A 16,765-nucleotide genomic window follows, 5' to 3' on the forward strand; every position below is an offset into this window, starting at 1 on the left:
TAATAAATTGTATTTTTACCTCTTAAAATTGAATGCACTTAATGGGTAAAATCATTGCTATTGCCAACCAAAAAGGAGGCGTTGGGAAAACCACAACCTCGATTAATCTCGCAGCGTCTTTGGGGGTCCTTGAAAAGAAAATTTTACTTATAGATGCCGATCCTCAAGCGAATGCCACTTCCGGGCTCGGGATCGATGTGGAAGGTGTGGAATTTGGGACTTATCAACTGTTGGAACATTCCGTCACAGCGGAAAAGGCCATCATGAAGACCAGTTCCCCCAATCTTGATATTATTCCTTCCCATATCGATCTTGTAGCTATTGAGATTGAACTGGTAGACCAGGAAGAGCGTGAGTATATGCTGAAGAAGGCCATCGGACATTTAAAAGAAACGTACGACTTTATACTTATTGATTGCGCTCCATCTCTGGGTTTATTAACATTGAATGCCTTGACCGCTGCAGATTCAGTGATCATTCCAATTCAATGTGAATATTTTGCACTTGAAGGTTTAGGAAAATTGCTGAATACCATTAAAAGCGTTCAGAAAATTCATAATAAAAAACTGGATATCGAAGGTTTGCTTTTAACTATGTACGATTCCCGGCTCAGGCTGTCCAACCAGGTTGTTGAGGAAGTAAAGAAACATTTTGATGAAATGGTTTTTAAAACAATCATTCAGCGAAATGTGCGTTTAAGTGAAGCCCCCAGTTATGGGGAAAGTATTATAAATTATGATGCTTCCAGTAAAGGAGCCAGTAATTATTTGAGCCTGGCACATGAAATTATTAAGAAAAACGAAATAAATGGCTAAGGCAACAAAAAAGCAGGCTTTAGGAAGAGGACTTTCCGCTTTATTAAAAGATCCGGATAACGACATAAAATCTGCTGAAGATAAGAATGCTGATAAGCTGGTTGGACATATTGTTGAACTGGAATTATCTTCTATTGAAGTAAATCCTTTCCAGCCAAGGACCAGTTTTAATGAAGAATCACTTAGGGAATTGGCGTCCTCCATACGTGAATTAGGGGTTATTCAGCCCATAACGGTTAGAAAACTAGATTTCGACAAGTACCAGCTTGTATCTGGGGAAAGACGATATAGAGCTTCCAAATTGGTTGGACTCAATACCATTCCCGCTTACATTCGCATCGCGAACGATCAGGAATCTTTAGAAATGGCTTTGGTTGAAAATATCCAACGACAAGATCTCGATCCCATTGAGATTTCGCTTTCGTATCAAAGGCTTCTTGATGAAATTCAGCTTACCCAGGAACAATTAAGTGATCGCATTGGAAAGAACCGCTCTACTATTGCTAATTATTTACGGTTATTAAAACTGGATCCCATTGTTCAAACGGGAATGAGGGATGGCTTTTTGAGTATGGGTCACGGCCGGGCCTTGATCAATATTGAAGATCCACAAACTCAACTCGATATTTACGAAAATATTTTAGAAAAATCACTTTCAGTTCGGGATACGGAGCAATTAGTAAGAAGTTTAAATCAGGAAAAATCAAAGGATCCTTCTCCAAAACCTTCAGTTTCAAAAACCTATAAAAAAGGGATCAAGGAATTTTCAGAATATCTGGATACAAAGGTTTCTATAAGCGTTTCTAAAAATGGAAAGGGGAAACTCACCATCCCTTTTACTTCTGAAAAGGACTTTGAGCGTCTCAAAAAATTGATCAAAGGTGCAGAATAAAACGTTCTTGTTTTTTTCATTTTTGATCCTCATCGGGTTTTCAGGATGGGCTCAAAAGGATTCACTCCTCGTGGAACCTGGTGTTATTGTGCAGGAACCCATTCAGAAAGAAAAAAAATATGAGCCTTATAACGCTCTGGCACCTTCGAAAGCTGCATTTTATTCCGCAATTTTACCGGGATTAGGGCAGGCTTATAACGGGAGTTGGTGGAAAATCCCCATCGCCTACGGTGGATTAGGTACGGGAATTTATTTTTATCTGGATAATGATAAGCAGTACGATCGCTATAGGGACGCTTATAAAAATAGAATATCAGACAGGCCTGATGAATTCCAGGGCAGGATTAGTACTGATGCTTTGATTCGTGCTCAGCAATTCTATCAAAAAAATAAAGAAATTTCCATCCTGGTGACCGTGGGGATTTATGTTCTGAATATCGTAGATGCCAATGTTGAAGCGCATCTTAGACAATTTAATGTAAATGATGACCTTACGTTTAAACCGAATCTCGATCAGGATTTTATAGGAAATACTAACTACGGACTATCGCTAAACTTTAATTTTTAAATGAATATCGCTTTACTAGGTTACGGAAAAATGGGTAAAACCATTGAAGAAATCGCTATAAATCGCGGTCACGAAATTGTTCTGAAAGTTGAGCAGGATATCTCAAATTATAAAGTTGAGGAGAACAAAATAGATGTAGCTATAGATTTTAGTATTCCTGGCGCCGCTTTTAATAATATAACCACATGTTTCAGGAAATCAATTCCCGTAGTTTGTGGTACCACTGGCTGGTTAGATCATCTGGATGAAGCCAAAGAGATTTGTCTTAAAAATGATTCAGCTTTTCTCTATGCCTCAAATTTTAGTGTTGGGGTTAATATTTTCTTCGAGTTGAATAAAAAATTAGCTTCTATGATGCAGGGAATGGAAGATTATTCCGTGAATATTGAAGAAATTCACCATACACAGAAGTTGGATGCGCCAAGTGGGACAGCGATCACCCTGGCAAATCAAATCAAAGAGATCGGGACTCATTTCAAAGGTTGGAAACTGGATAAAAAAGAAGATCATTTTATTCCAATTTTCGCCAAACGTGAAGAAAATGTCCCAGGAACACATACAGTTTCTTATGTTTCAGAAATTGATAGCATTGAGATAAAACATACCGCAAACTCCAGACTGGGTTTTGCTTTAGGCGCTGTCCTTGCGGCCGAATTTCTACATAATAAGAAAGGAATCTTTTCGATGAAAGATGTCCTTAGCGGACTTTTGCAGGATAATGTGTAACAAATCGAGGCTACTGCCACCTAATAAATAAAATAGATACAATGACTTTTACTGAATGGTTTATTTTTTTCCTGGTTTTACAGGTTGTTCATTTTCTTGGTACCTGGAAATTATATGTAAGAGCCGGAAGAAAAGCCTGGGAAGCCGCCGTGCCTGTGTATAACGCTGTGGTATTAATGCAAATTATCAATCGGCCAAAATGGTGGGTGGTTTTAATGTTTATTCCCATTGTAAATCTCATTATTATCCCGGTAATATGGGTGGAAACCATTAGAAGTTTTGGGCATAATAAGACCTGGGAAACTGTTTTGGTCATCCTTACGTTGGGGCTCTACATCTACTATATCAATTACGCCACGAATGATCCTTATATCGTAGATCGGGATCTAAAACCAAGGTCAGAAGCTGGGGAATGGATTAGTTCAATTTTGTTCGCTGTAATTGCTGCCACGATAGTGCATACTTATTTTATGCAGCCCTTTACCATTCCAACTTCATCTTTGGAAAAGACGTTGTTAGTGGGTGATTTTCTGTTTGTGAGTAAATTCCATTACGGAGCCCGGGCACCTAAAACTGCGGTGGCATTTCCAATGGTTCATGATACGATTCCTATTTTGGGGATTAAATCTTATTTAAATAAACCACAAATTCCCTATTTCCGCTTTCCGGGTTTTGAAAAAATTGAACGGAATGATATTGTAGTTTTTAACTGGCCCGTAGATACGGTTAAAAAGTTCTTTGACCGCTCTGCAGAACATTATGAAAAACCCGTTGATAAGAAGTCGAATTATGTAAAAAGGGCCGTAGGAGTCCCGGGAGATTCACTTTCAGTGGTAGACGGCTATGTTTATATAAATGGAAAACAAACCGTATTGCCGGATAGGGCAAAACCACAGTTTTCTTATGTGGGTAGAACAAAAGGACAGCCCCTAAATCCGCAGCTGCTTTATAAAAGATATAATGTGACCGATGGGTATTCCTATAATCCCAATACGAACGTATTCTATATTCAGTCGCTTACAGACGAAAGTTTTGAAATGCTGAAAAACAATCCCGAGGTGTCAACCATAACCCGATATGTAGATTCCGTTGGGGTAAAAAATTCCAGTCTTTTTCCCAATGATGGTATTAGAAATTGGAACAATGACAATATGGGGCCTATCTATATCCCCGAAGAAGGGAAAACGGTTAAAATCACCCCCGAAAGTATGGGCTTTTATAAGGAGATTATTGAAACTTATGAAGGTACGGAGATGGGGAATAATAATAAGCTGACTATGAATGGCACACAGGTTCTACTTAACGGCCAGCCCATAGAGAGCTACACCTTCAAACAGAATTATTACTGGATGATGGGCGATAACCGAAATAATTCGGAAGACAGCCGCGCCTGGGGTTATGTTCCCGAAAATCATGTGGTGGGAAAACCGGTCTTTATCTGGTTGAGCTGGGATTCGAATGCCAGTGGATTTGACAAGATTAGATGGGAACGCGTTTTCACTACAGTTAAAGGCGATGGGGAACCAACTTCCTTTTTGCCTTATTTACTGTTGCTTCTGGTAATTTATTTTGCCTGGAGTTTCTTTAAAAAACGCCGTGACGCTTAACTAATGAAACCTTTAATTATACATCCAACCTATTTTGGACCAATAGTGCAATGGGTTGCCATGATAAATGCTAACAAAGTCATCTTTGAAAATGAAGATAATTATCAAAAGCAAAGTTATCGCAACAGAATGTATATTTATGATTCCAATGGAAAGCTAAGTCTTAATATTCCTATAAAACATAGTTCTTCTTTGGGTCGTGAGATCACAGGAAAACAAAAATATAAAGATGTACAGGTCGAAAATAAATTCAACTGGCAATTACAACATTGGCGCGGTTTAAAAGCTTCTTACCAAACCTCCCCATTTTTTGAATTTTTTGAAGATGAATTGCATCCGCTTTATCATACAGAATTTAAGTTCTTAATGGACTTTAATTATTCGTGTATGGAATTTGTAGCTGAAAGTCTTCAGCTGGAATGGGAATTTCAGAAAACTGATGCATTCGAAAAAGAACAGTTTCAAAATAAAGATTTTCGACATTTGGTAAAAGCCAAAAAAGGAATTGATTATCAGAATTCTAAATACCCACAGGTTTTTGCACCTAAACTGGGTTTTATAGAAAATCTAAGCATCCTGGACCTTTTATTCAACGAAGGCAATGCTGCATTACAATATCTGGAAAACCAGGAAAAATTATAATTGGATTCCAGTTGAAATCGGGTAGTGATCGGAAAAATCGACCTTGTATTTCTTATATTCCATTACTTCCATAGACTTCTCTACGAGCATAAAATCGATCCTAAGCGGAAAATAATTCAATTTAAAGGTTTGACCAAAGCCGTTGCCGGCCTGTAAAAACGCGTCTTTATATTTTCCGTCAAATTTTAATAAATTGTAGATATAGGAAAAACTGGTATTATTAAAATCCCCAACAATCATATTTTTATACGGAGATTCCCTCAGGTTTTTTAACATACTCTCTGCCTGTTCCTGCTGCAGGGAGAAACCGGAACCAATCCTTCCTAATAGTTTTTTGGAATCTTCTTTCTGAAGATCACCTATTCCAGGCTTAATATTTAGAGACTGAAAATGGACATTATAAACCCTTACCGTATCCTCCTTGATTAATAAGTCTGTATAAATCGCATTATTATTTCCATCGTGGGGAAAATCAAAAGAATAGGATTTTAAAATGGGGTACTTTGAAAAAATAGCAGAACCAAATTCAGAATTTTTATCTTTTAGTTGTATAAATTGATAAGGGTAAAGATTCGATATTTTAGACTCACCCACATAATATTCCTGAAGACACAAGACGTCAGGCCTTTTTTCTGAAACAAAATCATAGATATTCCCGGGAATGTTCTTATCCTGAGACCAGTTATAAACATTGAACATACGCACGTTGTAACTCATCACTGTAAAATCAGCTTTTTCACCTTCTTCTTTATCCGGGGAAAATTCAAAGAAATTACTCACGTAATTATAGCCGATTACAAGAATGAGTAGGGAAAGTATTAACTGCTTCTTCAGCCGAAATAACCAGTAAATAATAAATAAAACGTTCAGGACAATTAAAACCGGTACCCCCAAACTTAAAACCGATAACAAGGGAAAAGACTTCGGCGGAACCAGCGGCAGTAAGTAAGATAATAGCAAGGCTGTTGCCGCAAGCGAATTCAAAATAAAAATCAGCTTATCAAAAATGCCGAGATTCTTCATTCAATTTTCTTTACCCGCTTGAAATAAAAAGTCTTTTTCAGCTTTGGTAAGACTATCGTAACCGCTTTTACTAATTTTATCCAGGATAAAATCTATACGCTGTTGCTTTTCAGTTTTATCCATTTTTCGGGCTGGCCCGGCTTTTTGGGCAGTTCGGTTTTCATTCCGGTATACCGTTTTCATTTTCGCCTGTTTAGGTTTGGACTTAAACATGCCCGAAATTCCATCTAAAATGTTCTCAAACCATTTTCCAATATCATTCCCTTTTTGAAGTTGTGTGGTATAAATATAACCCAGGGCTGCACCCCCTAAATGTGCAAAATGACCCCCGGCATTGCCAAAAGGGATCTGAATAAGATCGATGACCACAAGTACCGCCGCGATCCACCAGAATTTCACACTACCAATAAGGAGCAACCGGACCCTCATATTAGGAACATGCGTGGCAATTCCAATAAGTACCGCCATCACCCCGGCAGAAGCTCCCATTAAATAAGATTTTCCCGTTTCCTGAAAAACCGGAAATAAATTATAACTCAACATATATACCAGGCCTCCGATAATGATGCCGAGAAAATAGTAGTTAAGAAGTCTCTTGGGAGAAAAATAATTCAGAAAATAAACTCCGGCGAAGTAGAGGATCAGCATATTAAAAAGGATATGCATAAACCCACCGTGCATAAATCCGTAGGTAATGATCGACCAGGGTTTCCAGAGAAAATCTACCGGTTCCTTTGAGAAAACAAGCCATTCCAAAATAGAATTGGCAGGGGCATTAAATAAATAAGCTATAGTTTGAACAAGATAAAAGAGCACAAAAACTGCCACATTTACCGCGATAATCTTTTCGGTAACCGTAGCTGTTTTTATTTTATATTTTATTCTTTCTGAAGTAGACATTAGTCCCAGCGTTTATCATTAAACTGATTTTTCTTCCAGTAATACATCATTATAAACCCAAAAAGTGCACCCCCAATATGGGCAAAATGCGCGATAGATTCCCCGAATAATGAGTGTCCCGTAAATCCTGAAAACAAATCGATGGCTATTAGTCCCGGAATGAAATATTTCGCCTTTATAGGAACCGGAACGAAAAGTAAAAATAGCTCAACATTTGGAAACAACATACCAAACGCAACCAATACTCCATAAATTGCCCCGGAGGCACCAACTGCCGGGTTTCCAAAAGCACTCAACATTGAGCGAAGCGTGTCCTCGTCGGTTCCCGCAGGTACAGGGAATTTATTATTTGAATAAGCCTGTGATATAAATTCTGTAATTTCTGCCGGGGTCCATCCAATCGCGATCAGGTCATTATATCCATTTTGATAGGCTAAAAGATTGACCAACGTATGCAAAAGGGCAGCTCCTAAACCCGCAGAAAAATAGAAAAATATGAATCTTTTTTGTCCCAGGTATTGTTCAATGGGGCTACCAAAAGCCCAAAGCGCATACATATTGAACAAAATATGCATAAAACCACCATGCATGAACATATGGGTTACCGGCTGCCAAAATTCAAAATTCGGGTGTTTAAAAAACCAGAGTGCCAGGTACTCATAAGCAGTGTCGCCAATCATCTGGCTGCCTATAAAAAAGATTACATTTATAATTAATAAAACCTTTACGGTATCTGTGATTCTTCCCATTAGGCAAATTTTTTATCCAGTTCATCCACGGTTAAGGTGGTGAAAATCGTTTTATTAAAAGGGGTTAAGGCCGGCTCTTTGCAGGCAAAAAGTCGGTTTAAAATATGTTGTTGTTCTGCATAATTTAAAAGTGTACCCGGTCTTACCGCCATACTATTGGAAAGGGATTTGGCTAAAAGATCGGTTTGGGTAAAACCATTATCCGGTACTTCCTTTTCAAAATCTGCCAATAAATGCTCCAGTAAAATTTCTACTTCACTTTCAGAAATTAGGGTAGGAATTCCAGAAATTTCTACCTCATCTTTACCAATTTCAGAAAAAATAAAACCGGTTTGTTCCAGTGATTCCTTGATATCTTTGAGCATCACAATCTCATGATGACTGAATTGTAATTTAAGCGGAAATAATAATTGCTGACTAACCGCTGCTGAAGCGGTTATATTTTTGAGAAATTCCTCATACAAAATACGCATATGGGCCCGATGCTGATCTATCACCAGCAACCCACTTTTTAAAGTAGATACTAAATATTTCTTATGAAGCTGAAAAGTACTTTTCTCATTTTGTTCCTCCTTCGTTCCGAATAATTTCCCGGTGACTTCTTCGCTTTCGAATTCAATTTGTTTGATATCTATATCCCCTGAAGTTTCCTGTTGTAATCCTGAATAAATACTTTCCCACTGTGTAGCATTCTCTTTTCTATATCCCCCACTTGAAAATCCCGAATTTCTGGAGCCCTCATTTTGAAAGGGATTAAAGTTTCGATCTACTTCCACTTTTGGAGCTTCAGCCGACTTATTTTTAAAATCATAAGGAGTATCCAGTTCAGAATCTCTTTCAAAATCCAGCAAGGGCGCAACATTAAACTGACCTAAACTATGTTTTATCGCACTTTTCAGAATAGCATATAAAGAATGTTCATCATCAAATTTAATCTCTGTTTTGGTAGGATGGATATTAATATCAATAGACTTTGGATCCACATTCAAATACAAAAAGTAACTGGGATAGCTCCTGTCCTTCAAAAGTCCTTCAAAAGATGCCTGCACCGCATGGTTGAGATACGGGCTTTTTATAAATCGATCATTCACAAAAAAGAACTGTTCCCCCCTACTCTTTTTAGCAAATTCAGGCTTCCCCACAAATCCTGAAATTTTTACAATTTCAGTCTCTTCTTCTACCGGAACCAGCTTTTCATTGGTTTTTCCTCCAAATATATTGGTGATCCTCTGCCTGTAATTTGAGGCAGGTAATTGAAACAACTCGCTGGAATTATGGATTAGGGAAAAGCTAATATCGGGATGGGCCAGGGCGACTCGTTGAAATTCATCAATAATATGCCTGCTTTCGACATTATCAGACTTTAAAAAGTTTCTTCTCGCCGGAATATTATAAAATAAATTTTTTACGCTGATACATGTACCCTTTGGGGTCACGCATGGATCTTGAGCAACCACTTTGCTCCCTTCCACTTTAATGCAGCTCCCAATTTCATCATCTTCATGCTTTGTTTTTAATTCAACATGAGCGATGGCGGCGATGGAAGCTAATGCTTCACCTCTAAAACCTTTAGTTTTTAAGCTAAAAAGATCATCAGCGATCTTGATTTTGGAAGTAGCATGACGTTCGAAACTCATTCGGGAGTCTGTATTAGACATCCCCACACCATTGTCAATAATTTGGATAAGCGTTTTCCCGGCATCTTTTATAATCACCTGGATCTTACCTGCTTTTGCATCTATGGAGTTTTCAAGGAGTTCCTTTATTACCGAAGCAGGTCTTTGTACCACCTCGCCGGCAGCGATTTGGTTGGCGACATGATCTGGTAACAGCTGAATTACATCACTCATTTAACGGGCCTCGAGAATATGGATAAATCGAAATCTATGATCCACAAAAAAATAAAAATCAGAATGATAGCAATATATACCACCGTTTTGTTGATACTACGATTGCCCCTATGCCTACTGCTTTCTCTGGCTTCAGCCCATTGGGATCCAAAATCATTAGAATTCGTGGTGTTCCTGAACTTTTGAAATTTAGATTCGAAATCGTAGATATTACCATTATCCTTCCCTTTATAATAACGGGGAGTATAATTGTAACGGGTATTCTTTCTTATTGTGTTTAAACCAAGTTTCAAAATGCAGATTATTAAAGTGATCCAAATTTACTCAAAATGACTCGAAATTCCGAAGGCTTCTGAAGTTAAATAGAATCTCAAGAATAATACCATTTAAAACCTAACCTTTGTAGAAATGAGCGTCCTTTCGCAATTGCGCCATTTTTATAGCGGCAATAGCCGCTTCAGTTCCCTTATTTCCATGCTTGCCGCCACTTCTATCTAAGGATTGCTGATAGGTATTATCTGTAAGAACACAAAAGATCACCGGAATGTCTGACTGGATATTAAGGTCTTTAATTCCCTGGGTCACACCTTCACAAACAAAGTCAAAATGTTTTGTTTCTCCCTGGATCACACTACCTACAGCAATTACCGCATCAAGCATTTCAAAAGTTTGTTGCATTTTCTTGCAGGCGTAGATAAGTTCAAAACTCCCGGGAACACTCCAGCGTACGATATTTTCCTTCTGAACGTGATTCTCTGTAAAAGCATCAAATGCCCCCTGGAACAAACCCTGGGTGATTTCTTCATTCCATTCAGAAACAACAATCCCAAACCGAAAATCTTTCGCATTTGGGATTGTATTTTTGTCGTATTGGGAAAGGTTTTTACCTTCTGTAGCCATAATTAATTTGTCATTGCACGGGCCTGTCCTAAATAAACAGGAACTTTTTCAGCTTCAGGGGTTTCAGAATAATCATTCTGGATTTTGGTAAGATATTCTTCCGCAGCTTCACCATCTCCTAATTGCAAAGCAGTGATTGCTGCTTTCAACAAAAATCTTGGAGTAGTGAATTCGTTGGTCCTCATCTTGGCCGCTTTTTCGTAATATCCCAAAGCTTCATCTGGCTGGTCCAGTTGCATAAACGCATCTCCTATTCCACCAGTCGCTAATGCCGAAAATATTTCGTCATCACTATTAAAATCTTCTAATTGCTCAATCGCTTCCTGATATTTGCCAATTCTCAAATAAGCAAAACCGGCGTTGTAATGCGCAAGGTTTGCCGCATCGGTGCCTCCATAGTTATCGATAATATCAAGAAAACCAAATTTTCCTTCCCCGCCGTTTAAAGCAAGGTTGTATAAAGAATCACTTTCGGTTGCGCCCGCAGTTAAGGCTGCGGCCATATAATTCTGAGCCTGGGCCATTTCATTGGCAGCCTCAACTTGTTTTGGTTCATGTACAAATCTGGTATATCCAAGGTAGCCTAAAACCGCTACAATAGCCACTCCCACAATAATATAGATATACTTTTGATTGTCTGCCACCCAGGTTTCTGTCCTGCTGGCTCCTTCATCTAACGAATTAAAAACTTCAGCTGTTGTTGATTCTTCTTCAACTGCTTTATTTCGTTCTTCCTTATTTGACGGCTTATATCCTCTTTTTTTGTACGTTGACATATCATCTTTTTAATGCGTGGCAAAAATATAATATTTTGTGAAAATTAAAAGGGAAAATATTTGTATTTTTTGAATAATTTCGTATCCTTTTGGAACTTACCATTCCATTCCAATTTATATATTTTATATGCTGAAAAACAGCAATTTATGCATTTAAAACATCTTAACTTAATTAATTACAAAAACCTCAACGCAGAGGAATTCGATTTTGATGAAAAAATAAACTGCATTGTTGGCAATAATGGGATTGGAAAGACGAATGTTTTAGACAGTATTTATCACATTTCCTTCGGAAAAAGTTATTTCAACCCAATCACTTCGCAAAATATTAATCATAACGCCGATTTTTTTGTCGTGGAAGGTGAATTTGAGAAAAATGATAAAACGGAAAAAATCCTGGTAAGTGCCAAGAAAGGTCAGAAAAAGATTATAAAAAGAAATAATAAAGCATACGAAAAAGTAAGTGATCATATTGGTTTTATTCCCACCGTCATCATTTCCCCGGCAGATCGCGATCTCATAATCGAAGGTTCTGAAACGCGCAGGAAATTTATGGACGGCGTGATTTCACAAAGCGACCAGCAGTATTTAAATAATTTACTGAAGTACACCAAAATCGTTTCCCAAAGAAATTCTTTGCTGAAATATTTTGCAGCGAATAATACTTTTGATCGTGATACGCTGGAAGTTTATAATTTCCAGATGACCAGTTTAGGTCAGGATCTTTTTGAAAAAAGAAAGCATTTTTTAGAAGAATTTATTCCCATTTTCAACAAGCGTTATTCTGAAATAACCAATAATAAAGAAAATGTGGAAATTCAATATAAGAGTCAGTTATTTGATAGGGATCTGGCAAATTTACTTGAAGAAAACCTGCAGAAAGATATGGCTTTACAGTACACTTCTGTAGGAATTCACAAAGATGATCTAAGTTTTGAAATTACGGGGCATCCCATTAAAAAATTTGGTTCCCAGGGCCAGCAAAAATCATTTTTAATTGCCCTGAAGCTTGCTCAATTCGATTTTATAAAGAGGATTAGCAAAGTAAATCCTATTTTATTACTGGATGATATTTTTGATAAACTCGATGAACACCGGGTGGCGCATATTGTCGCTTTGGTCGCCACCAATCAATTGGGACAAATTTTCCTAAGTGACACGCATGCCGACAGAACCGAGAAAGTGGTAAAAACCAGCAATCAGTCTTATAAAATCTTTAAATTGTGAAAAGAATTTCGTTACTTCTACTGTTCCTCTTTATTTCCTGCGGAAAAAATTCCCCGGAAGAAATGCTTCAGTATATAGACGGCTACTGGCAAATTGAAAAAGTAGAAGTTGAAAAAGATTCCGTGGTAGAATTTGGATTAAGCCAGTATGTCGATTTTATTGAAATTAAGGACTCTCTTGGATTCAGAAAAAAACTACAACCCAAACTGGATGGAGGTTTCCTGAAGACAAATTCCGAAGAAAATATAAAAATTGACATAAGAGGTGAGCAATTATTTTTTCAATATTCCACTCCATTTAATACATGGGAAGAAGAAATTCTGGAAACCTCGCCTGATGTGTTGGTCACAAAAAACAAAGAAGGAAAAATTTATTATTATAAACGTTTTGAACCCCTATTAAACCTTGGTGATGAGAAAAAGAAAGAATGAAGAAATGAAACTTGGCGATCTCCTGAAGAGTTTCGTAGATGAAAATAAGCTCGATAAAGGACTCGATCAGGTAAAGGTAAAGGATGTTTGGGAACAACAAATGGGACCTGCTATTAAAAAATATACCACGTCCCTCAAATTGAAAAATGGTATTTTGTATGTAGAACTTTCTTCCTCGGTGTTAAGGGAAGAACTAAGCTACGGTAAGGAAAAGATCATCAAAATCCTGAATGAGGAAATGGGAAAACAACTGATAAATAAATTAATTCTAAGATAAAAAAAAAGGGTGACCGAATATTCGATCACCCTTTTTTTAATATTATCGATCAGGTTAGAATTGTTCTCTTCCCGCAAAATGAAAATCTCCTTCAATTTTCGCATTTTCGTTACTGTCACTTCCATGTACAGCATTCTCCCCAACATTTTTGGCGTATTTCTTTCTAATCGTTCCATCAGCTGCATCTGTAGGATTTGTTGCTCCTATCAATGTCCTAAAATCTTCCACTGCATTTTCTTTTTCAAGAATAGCCGCAACGATTGGTCCGCGAGTCATAAATTCTACTAATTCCCCAAAAAACGGACGTTCTTTATGTACTGCATAAAAAGTTTCAGCGTCATGCTGGGTCATTTGTGTAAGTTTCATCGCCACGATTTTAAATCCAGAAGCTGATATTTGCTCTAAGATTGCTCCAATATGCCCGCTTTCAACTGCATCTGGCTTAATCATGGTAAAAGTTCTATTTTCTGCCATCGTATGGTTTTTAAATTTCGTGCAAAAATAAATAATTCTTATGCATATACAAGACATATAATAAATAATGTAGCTAATCTGTAAATCAACAAAATAGGGTTTAAGATTTTAGGTGGATTTATTCATAAAACCAGGAAAATTTCAGCCTCCATAATTTTGCAGGTTTTAAATAATCGTATATTTATCGACTGATATGATTGATACAAGAATACTCGAGATCACCTCTGAACTTGCTAAGGCAGAAAATATCGTGATCGTACCACATAAAGGACCCGATGGTGACGCCATTGGCTCAAGTTTAGGTCTCATGCATTTTCTTAAAGATAAAGGTCATAATGCGCATGTGATCGTTCCCAATGATTATCCGGAATTTTTAAAATGGTTGCCGGGAAATGGTGAAGTGATTATTTATGAAAATGAGAAAGAAAAGTCGCATGAGTTAATTGCTGAAGCAGAGATCATCTTTACCCTCGATTTCAACAATTTATCCAGATGTGGAGATTTGCAACAACCCTTGATAAATTCTAAGGCAGTTTTTGTCATGATAGATCATCATCAGGAACCTTCAGATTATGCACATTATGTATATAGCAATGCAGAAATGAGTTCTACCTGTGAAATGGTTTATAATTTCATCGTAAAACTTAGGGCGGCCAAAAAAATCACACCCGCAATTGCTACCTGTCTTTATACAGGGATCATGACCGATACCGGTTCTTTTAGATTTAGTTCAACTTCTGCAGATACACACCGTGTCGTAGCTGATCTTATCGACAAAGGCGCTTTAAATAGCACGATCCACAATAATGTCTTTGATACCTTTTCAGAAAATCAATTACAATTATTGGGAACTGCCCTTAAAAATCTTCGAGTGAATTATGAGCTTAAAACAGCCTATATCAGTCTCACCCAGGAGGAACTTCAAAATCATCATTTTAGAAAAGGCGATACTGAAGGTTTTGTGAATTATGGACTTTCTTTAAAAGACATCATTTTCGCAGTGATCTTTATTGAAAAAGAAAATGAGGACCTCGTGAAAATGTCTTTTAGATCAAAAGGTGATTTTAATGTAAATAAATTTGCGCGTGCTCATTTTGAAGGTGGCGGCCATATAAACGCTGCGGGTGGGAAAAGTGACCTTTCCTTAAAAGAAACCATTCAAAAGTTCAATGAGATCTTACCACAGTATCGTGAAGAATTAACATCATGAAAATAAGAGTTTTACTTCTTCTATTTTTAGCAATTCAGGCCTGTAAATCACCTGAAGCGCGTTATCCTGTCTCCCAAAAAACCGGATCTTATATAGATGAGTCCGTTGCTTTGAATAAAAAAATGATCGCGGAAGAAGAGGAAGAAATCCAGGAAATTATTCAGGCCGATTCCAGCAATGAATATCTAAATTCTGAAGATGGATTTTGGTACTATTATAACAACAAAAATACCGATAGTTTAAATACGGAAACACCCGAATTTGGTGATGTGGTCGTATTCGATTATTCCATCGCTTCTATTGAAGGTGATCCCATATATGCTGAAGGAGAAATTCCTACCCGGGAATATGCTATAGACAAAGAGAAACTATTCACCGGTTTGCGCCAGGGTTTAAAATTAATGAAGGAAGGAGAAACCCTAACATTTTTGTTCCCGTCTCATAAAGCTTATGGTTATTATGGTGATAAGAAAAAAATTGGCACCAATCTGCCGCTCAATGTAAAAGTAACCCTACTCGATATAAAAAAAGAAAACGATAACCAAATCACTAATTAACAATGAAAACACAGAATATTTTTTTATTTATAGCAATCATATCCGGGTTGTTCTCCTCATGCAAAGAAGATTATCCCGATTTAGAGGATGGGCTTTATGCTGAGATCAACACCTCTATGGGACCAATGATTGCCGAACTTTATTTTGAAGAAACGCCATTAACCGTAGGAAACTTTGTATCCCTTGCTGAAGGAAATAATAAAATGGCCGATAGTTCCTATGGAGGAAAACCATACTATAACGGCTTGATCTTTCACCGTATTATAGACGGATTTATGATCCAGGGCGGGGATCCTACCGGGACGGGGAGCGGTGGGCCCGGTTATAAATTTCCGGATGAGTTTCAGGATTCTTTAAGTCATGACTCTAAAGGGATTCTATCTATGGCCAATGCAGGTCCGGGAACAAATGGAAGTCAGTTTTTTATCACCCTTGCCCCGGTGAAACAACTCGATAATAAACATACGGTTTTTGGGAAATTAGTAAAGGGTATGGATGTTCTTGAAGCTATTGGGAAGGTAGAGACCGGCCCTCGCGATAAACCAACAAAAGATGTTACGATTAACGAGATCAATATTATCCGGAAAGGTAAAGCTGCCAAAAATTTTGATGCTCCTGCCAAAATGGAATCCAGTTTAAAAAAGATAGAGGATGACCAAAAAGCAGAGCAGGAAAAAATCGCTGCCATGGCTTCGGGAACTAAGACAAAATTTGAAGAAATCAAGTTGAAGGCAGATTCACTAGATAGTGGCCTAAAAATCTATTACGAACAAAAAGGTGAAGGCGAACAACCTAAAATAGGGCAACAGGTTTTAATCAACTATGCCGGCTATTTTGAAGATGGAACTTTGTTTGACTCCAACATGATAGATGTCGCCAAAGAAAATAATATGTATGACCACAGGCGTGAGCAGGGAATGGGATATCAACCAATTTCTGTGGCTTATGGCCCGGATGCTCCCATGATCCAGGGTTTTAGGGATGCTATTCAACAAATGAAAGTTGGAGACAAGGTTGTTGTTTTCATTCCAAGCGAATTAGCTTACGGCACCAATGGTTATGGCAGTATTCCGCCAAACACCAACCTGATCTTTAGAATGGAACTTGTAGATATCGCTGAATAATCATCTGTATCCGCAAA

At 37.6% G+C, this 16,765-nt stretch carries 20 protein-coding genes; 12 read left to right on the forward strand and 8 right to left on the reverse strand.

Features of this window, described 5'->3' with window-relative positions:
• Positions 1-41 precede the first annotated feature (41 nt).
• From DHD80_RS00260 to DHD80_RS00285, 6 genes are read left to right on the forward strand one after another with little or no spacing between them, the layout of a single operon-like run.
• Entirely contained in the window at positions 42-815 is a 774-nt protein-coding gene (locus tag DHD80_RS00260) for an AAA family ATPase (protein WP_251738875.1), read from the forward strand.
• Positions 808-1,707, forward strand: coding sequence for a ParB/RepB/Spo0J family partition protein (locus DHD80_RS00265; RefSeq protein WP_251738876.1), 900 nt, complete (start codon positions 808-810; stop codon positions 1,705-1,707). The genes DHD80_RS00260 and DHD80_RS00265 overlap by 8 nt, the downstream gene beginning before the upstream one ends.
• On the forward strand, positions 1,697-2,275 hold the full coding sequence (locus DHD80_RS00270) for a DUF5683 domain-containing protein (protein ID WP_251738877.1): 579 nt from the start codon (positions 1,697-1,699) through the stop codon (positions 2,273-2,275). The genes DHD80_RS00265 and DHD80_RS00270 overlap by 11 nt, the downstream gene beginning before the upstream one ends.
• Entirely contained in the window at positions 2,276-3,001 is a 726-nt protein-coding gene (gene dapB / locus DHD80_RS00275) for a 4-hydroxy-tetrahydrodipicolinate reductase (protein WP_251738878.1), read from the forward strand.
• Positions 3,002-3,042: 41 nt separating this feature from the next.
• On the forward strand, positions 3,043-4,608 hold the full coding sequence (lepB, locus tag DHD80_RS00280) for a signal peptidase I (protein ID WP_251738879.1): 1,566 nt from the start codon (positions 3,043-3,045) through the stop codon (positions 4,606-4,608).
• Between the two features lie 3 nt (positions 4,609-4,611).
• Positions 4,612-5,250, forward strand: a complete 639-nt coding sequence (locus tag DHD80_RS00285; RefSeq protein ID WP_251738880.1) for a WbqC family protein — start codon at positions 4,612-4,614, stop codon at positions 5,248-5,250.
• Here DHD80_RS00285 and DHD80_RS00290 read toward each other — a convergent pair.
• From DHD80_RS00290 to DHD80_RS00320, 7 genes are all read right to left on the reverse strand, one after another.
• Positions 5,245-6,273 carry an endonuclease/exonuclease/phosphatase family protein gene (locus DHD80_RS00290; protein ID WP_251738881.1) on the reverse strand — a complete coding sequence of 343 codons (1,029 nt, stop codon included), beginning with the start codon at positions 6,271-6,273 and terminating at the stop codon, positions 5,245-5,247. The genes DHD80_RS00285 and DHD80_RS00290 overlap by 6 nt on opposite strands.
• Positions 6,274-7,173, reverse strand: a complete 900-nt coding sequence (locus DHD80_RS00295) for a rhomboid family intramembrane serine protease (protein ID WP_251738882.1) — start codon at positions 7,171-7,173, stop codon at positions 6,274-6,276.
• Positions 7,173-7,922, reverse strand: a complete 750-nt coding sequence (locus tag DHD80_RS00300) for a rhomboid family intramembrane serine protease (RefSeq protein WP_251738883.1) — start codon at positions 7,920-7,922, stop codon at positions 7,173-7,175. The genes DHD80_RS00295 and DHD80_RS00300 overlap by 1 nt, the downstream gene beginning before the upstream one ends.
• The gene (gene mutL, locus DHD80_RS00305; RefSeq protein ID WP_251738884.1) at positions 7,922-9,772 is read right to left on the reverse strand and encodes a DNA mismatch repair endonuclease MutL; all 1,851 of its coding nucleotides are present in this window, start codon (positions 9,770-9,772) and stop codon (positions 7,922-7,924) included. The genes DHD80_RS00300 and mutL overlap by 1 nt, the downstream gene beginning before the upstream one ends.
• Entirely contained in the window at positions 9,769-10,065 is a 297-nt protein-coding gene (locus DHD80_RS00310) for a hypothetical protein (protein ID WP_251738885.1), read from the reverse strand. Before DHD80_RS00310 ends, mutL begins: the two co-directional genes overlap by 4 nt.
• A 100-nt stretch (positions 10,066-10,165) precedes the next feature.
• Positions 10,166-10,672, reverse strand: a complete 507-nt coding sequence (ribH, locus tag DHD80_RS00315; protein ID WP_251738886.1) for a 6,7-dimethyl-8-ribityllumazine synthase — start codon at positions 10,670-10,672, stop codon at positions 10,166-10,168.
• Between the two features lie 2 nt (positions 10,673-10,674).
• Positions 10,675-11,448: a tetratricopeptide repeat protein gene (locus DHD80_RS00320; RefSeq protein WP_251738887.1), complete on the reverse strand. Its 774-nt coding sequence runs from the start codon at positions 11,446-11,448 to the stop codon at positions 10,675-10,677.
• Positions 11,449-11,595: 147 nt separating this feature from the next.
• Here DHD80_RS00320 and recF point away from each other — a divergent pair, with 147 nt between their 5' ends.
• The 3 genes from recF to DHD80_RS00335 are packed head-to-tail and all read left to right on the forward strand — an operon-like array spanning position 11,596 to position 13,383.
• On the forward strand, positions 11,596-12,675 hold the full coding sequence (gene recF, locus DHD80_RS00325) for a DNA replication and repair protein RecF (protein ID WP_251738888.1): 1,080 nt from the start codon (positions 11,596-11,598) through the stop codon (positions 12,673-12,675).
• Positions 12,672-13,106, forward strand: coding sequence for a lipocalin family protein (locus tag DHD80_RS00330; protein WP_251738889.1), 435 nt, complete (start codon positions 12,672-12,674; stop codon positions 13,104-13,106). Before recF ends, DHD80_RS00330 begins: the two co-directional genes overlap by 4 nt.
• Positions 13,087-13,383, forward strand: coding sequence for a DUF721 domain-containing protein (locus tag DHD80_RS00335; protein ID WP_251738890.1), 297 nt, complete (start codon positions 13,087-13,089; stop codon positions 13,381-13,383). The genes DHD80_RS00330 and DHD80_RS00335 overlap by 20 nt, the downstream gene beginning before the upstream one ends.
• Before the next feature lie 54 nt (positions 13,384-13,437).
• On the opposite strand, the gene DHD80_RS00340 is transcribed toward DHD80_RS00335, so the two are convergent.
• The gene (locus DHD80_RS00340; RefSeq protein WP_251738891.1) at positions 13,438-13,857 is read right to left on the reverse strand and encodes a nucleoside-diphosphate kinase; all 420 of its coding nucleotides are present in this window, start codon (positions 13,855-13,857) and stop codon (positions 13,438-13,440) included.
• Between the two features lie 193 nt (positions 13,858-14,050).
• On the opposite strand from DHD80_RS00340, the gene DHD80_RS00345 reads away from it, so the two are divergent.
• Genes DHD80_RS00345 through DHD80_RS00355 form a run of 3 tightly spaced genes read left to right on the forward strand, consistent with a single transcriptional unit; the run spans position 14,051 to position 16,748 of the window.
• Positions 14,051-15,067 carry a bifunctional oligoribonuclease/PAP phosphatase NrnA gene (locus DHD80_RS00345; protein ID WP_251738892.1) on the forward strand — a complete coding sequence of 339 codons (1,017 nt, stop codon included), beginning with the start codon at positions 14,051-14,053 and terminating at the stop codon, positions 15,065-15,067.
• Entirely contained in the window at positions 15,064-15,624 is a 561-nt protein-coding gene (gldI, locus tag DHD80_RS00350) for a gliding motility-associated peptidyl-prolyl isomerase GldI (protein ID WP_251738893.1), read from the forward strand. Before DHD80_RS00345 ends, gldI begins: the two co-directional genes overlap by 4 nt.
• A 2-nt stretch (positions 15,625-15,626) precedes the next feature.
• Complete coding sequence (locus DHD80_RS00355) at positions 15,627-16,748, forward strand: peptidylprolyl isomerase (protein WP_251738894.1); 1,122 nt, start codon at positions 15,627-15,629, stop codon at positions 16,746-16,748.
• The last annotated feature ends 17 nt before the right edge of the window (positions 16,749-16,765 follow it).

This window comes from Gramella sp. AN32 (assembly GCF_023718305.1).
In the GTDB taxonomy this organism is placed as follows: domain Bacteria; phylum Bacteroidota; class Bacteroidia; order Flavobacteriales; family Flavobacteriaceae; genus Christiangramia; species Christiangramia antarctica.

Bases quoted from the DNA above. Each gene is read 5' to 3' on its own strand.
- gldI (WP_251738893.1), top strand. From the start codon at position 15,064: ATGAAAATAAGAGTTTTACTTCTTCTATTTTTAGCAATTCAGGCCTGT.
- DHD80_RS00340 (WP_251738891.1), bottom strand. From the start codon at position 13,857: ATGGCAGAAAATAGAACTTTTACCATGATTAAGCCAGATGCAGTTGAA.
- DHD80_RS00285 (WP_251738880.1), top strand. From the start codon at position 4,612: ATGAAACCTTTAATTATACATCCAACCTATTTTGGACCAATAGTGCAA.
- DHD80_RS00345 (WP_251738892.1), top strand. From the start codon at position 14,051: ATGATTGATACAAGAATACTCGAGATCACCTCTGAACTTGCTAAGGCA.
- lepB (WP_251738879.1), top strand. From the start codon at position 3,043: ATGACTTTTACTGAATGGTTTATTTTTTTCCTGGTTTTACAGGTTGTT.
- mutL (WP_251738884.1), bottom strand. From the start codon at position 9,772: ATGAGTGATGTAATTCAGCTGTTACCAGATCATGTCGCCAACCAAATC.
- DHD80_RS00355 (WP_251738894.1), top strand. From the start codon at position 15,627: ATGAAAACACAGAATATTTTTTTATTTATAGCAATCATATCCGGGTTG.
- DHD80_RS00260 (WP_251738875.1), top strand. From the start codon at position 42: ATGGGTAAAATCATTGCTATTGCCAACCAAAAAGGAGGCGTTGGGAAA.
- DHD80_RS00335 (WP_251738890.1), top strand. From the start codon at position 13,087: ATGAGAAAAAGAAAGAATGAAGAAATGAAACTTGGCGATCTCCTGAAG.
- DHD80_RS00320 (WP_251738887.1), bottom strand. From the start codon at position 11,448: ATGTCAACGTACAAAAAAAGAGGATATAAGCCGTCAAATAAGGAAGAA.
- DHD80_RS00265 (WP_251738876.1), top strand. From the start codon at position 808: ATGGCTAAGGCAACAAAAAAGCAGGCTTTAGGAAGAGGACTTTCCGCT.
- DHD80_RS00295 (WP_251738882.1), bottom strand. From the start codon at position 7,173: ATGTCTACTTCAGAAAGAATAAAATATAAAATAAAAACAGCTACGGTT.
- ribH (WP_251738886.1), bottom strand. From the start codon at position 10,672: ATGGCTACAGAAGGTAAAAACCTTTCCCAATACGACAAAAATACAATC.
- DHD80_RS00290 (WP_251738881.1), bottom strand. From the start codon at position 6,273: ATGAAGAATCTCGGCATTTTTGATAAGCTGATTTTTATTTTGAATTCG.
- recF (WP_251738888.1), top strand. From the start codon at position 11,596: ATGCATTTAAAACATCTTAACTTAATTAATTACAAAAACCTCAACGCA.
- dapB (WP_251738878.1), top strand. From the start codon at position 2,276: ATGAATATCGCTTTACTAGGTTACGGAAAAATGGGTAAAACCATTGAA.
- DHD80_RS00300 (WP_251738883.1), bottom strand. From the start codon at position 7,922: ATGGGAAGAATCACAGATACCGTAAAGGTTTTATTAATTATAAATGTA.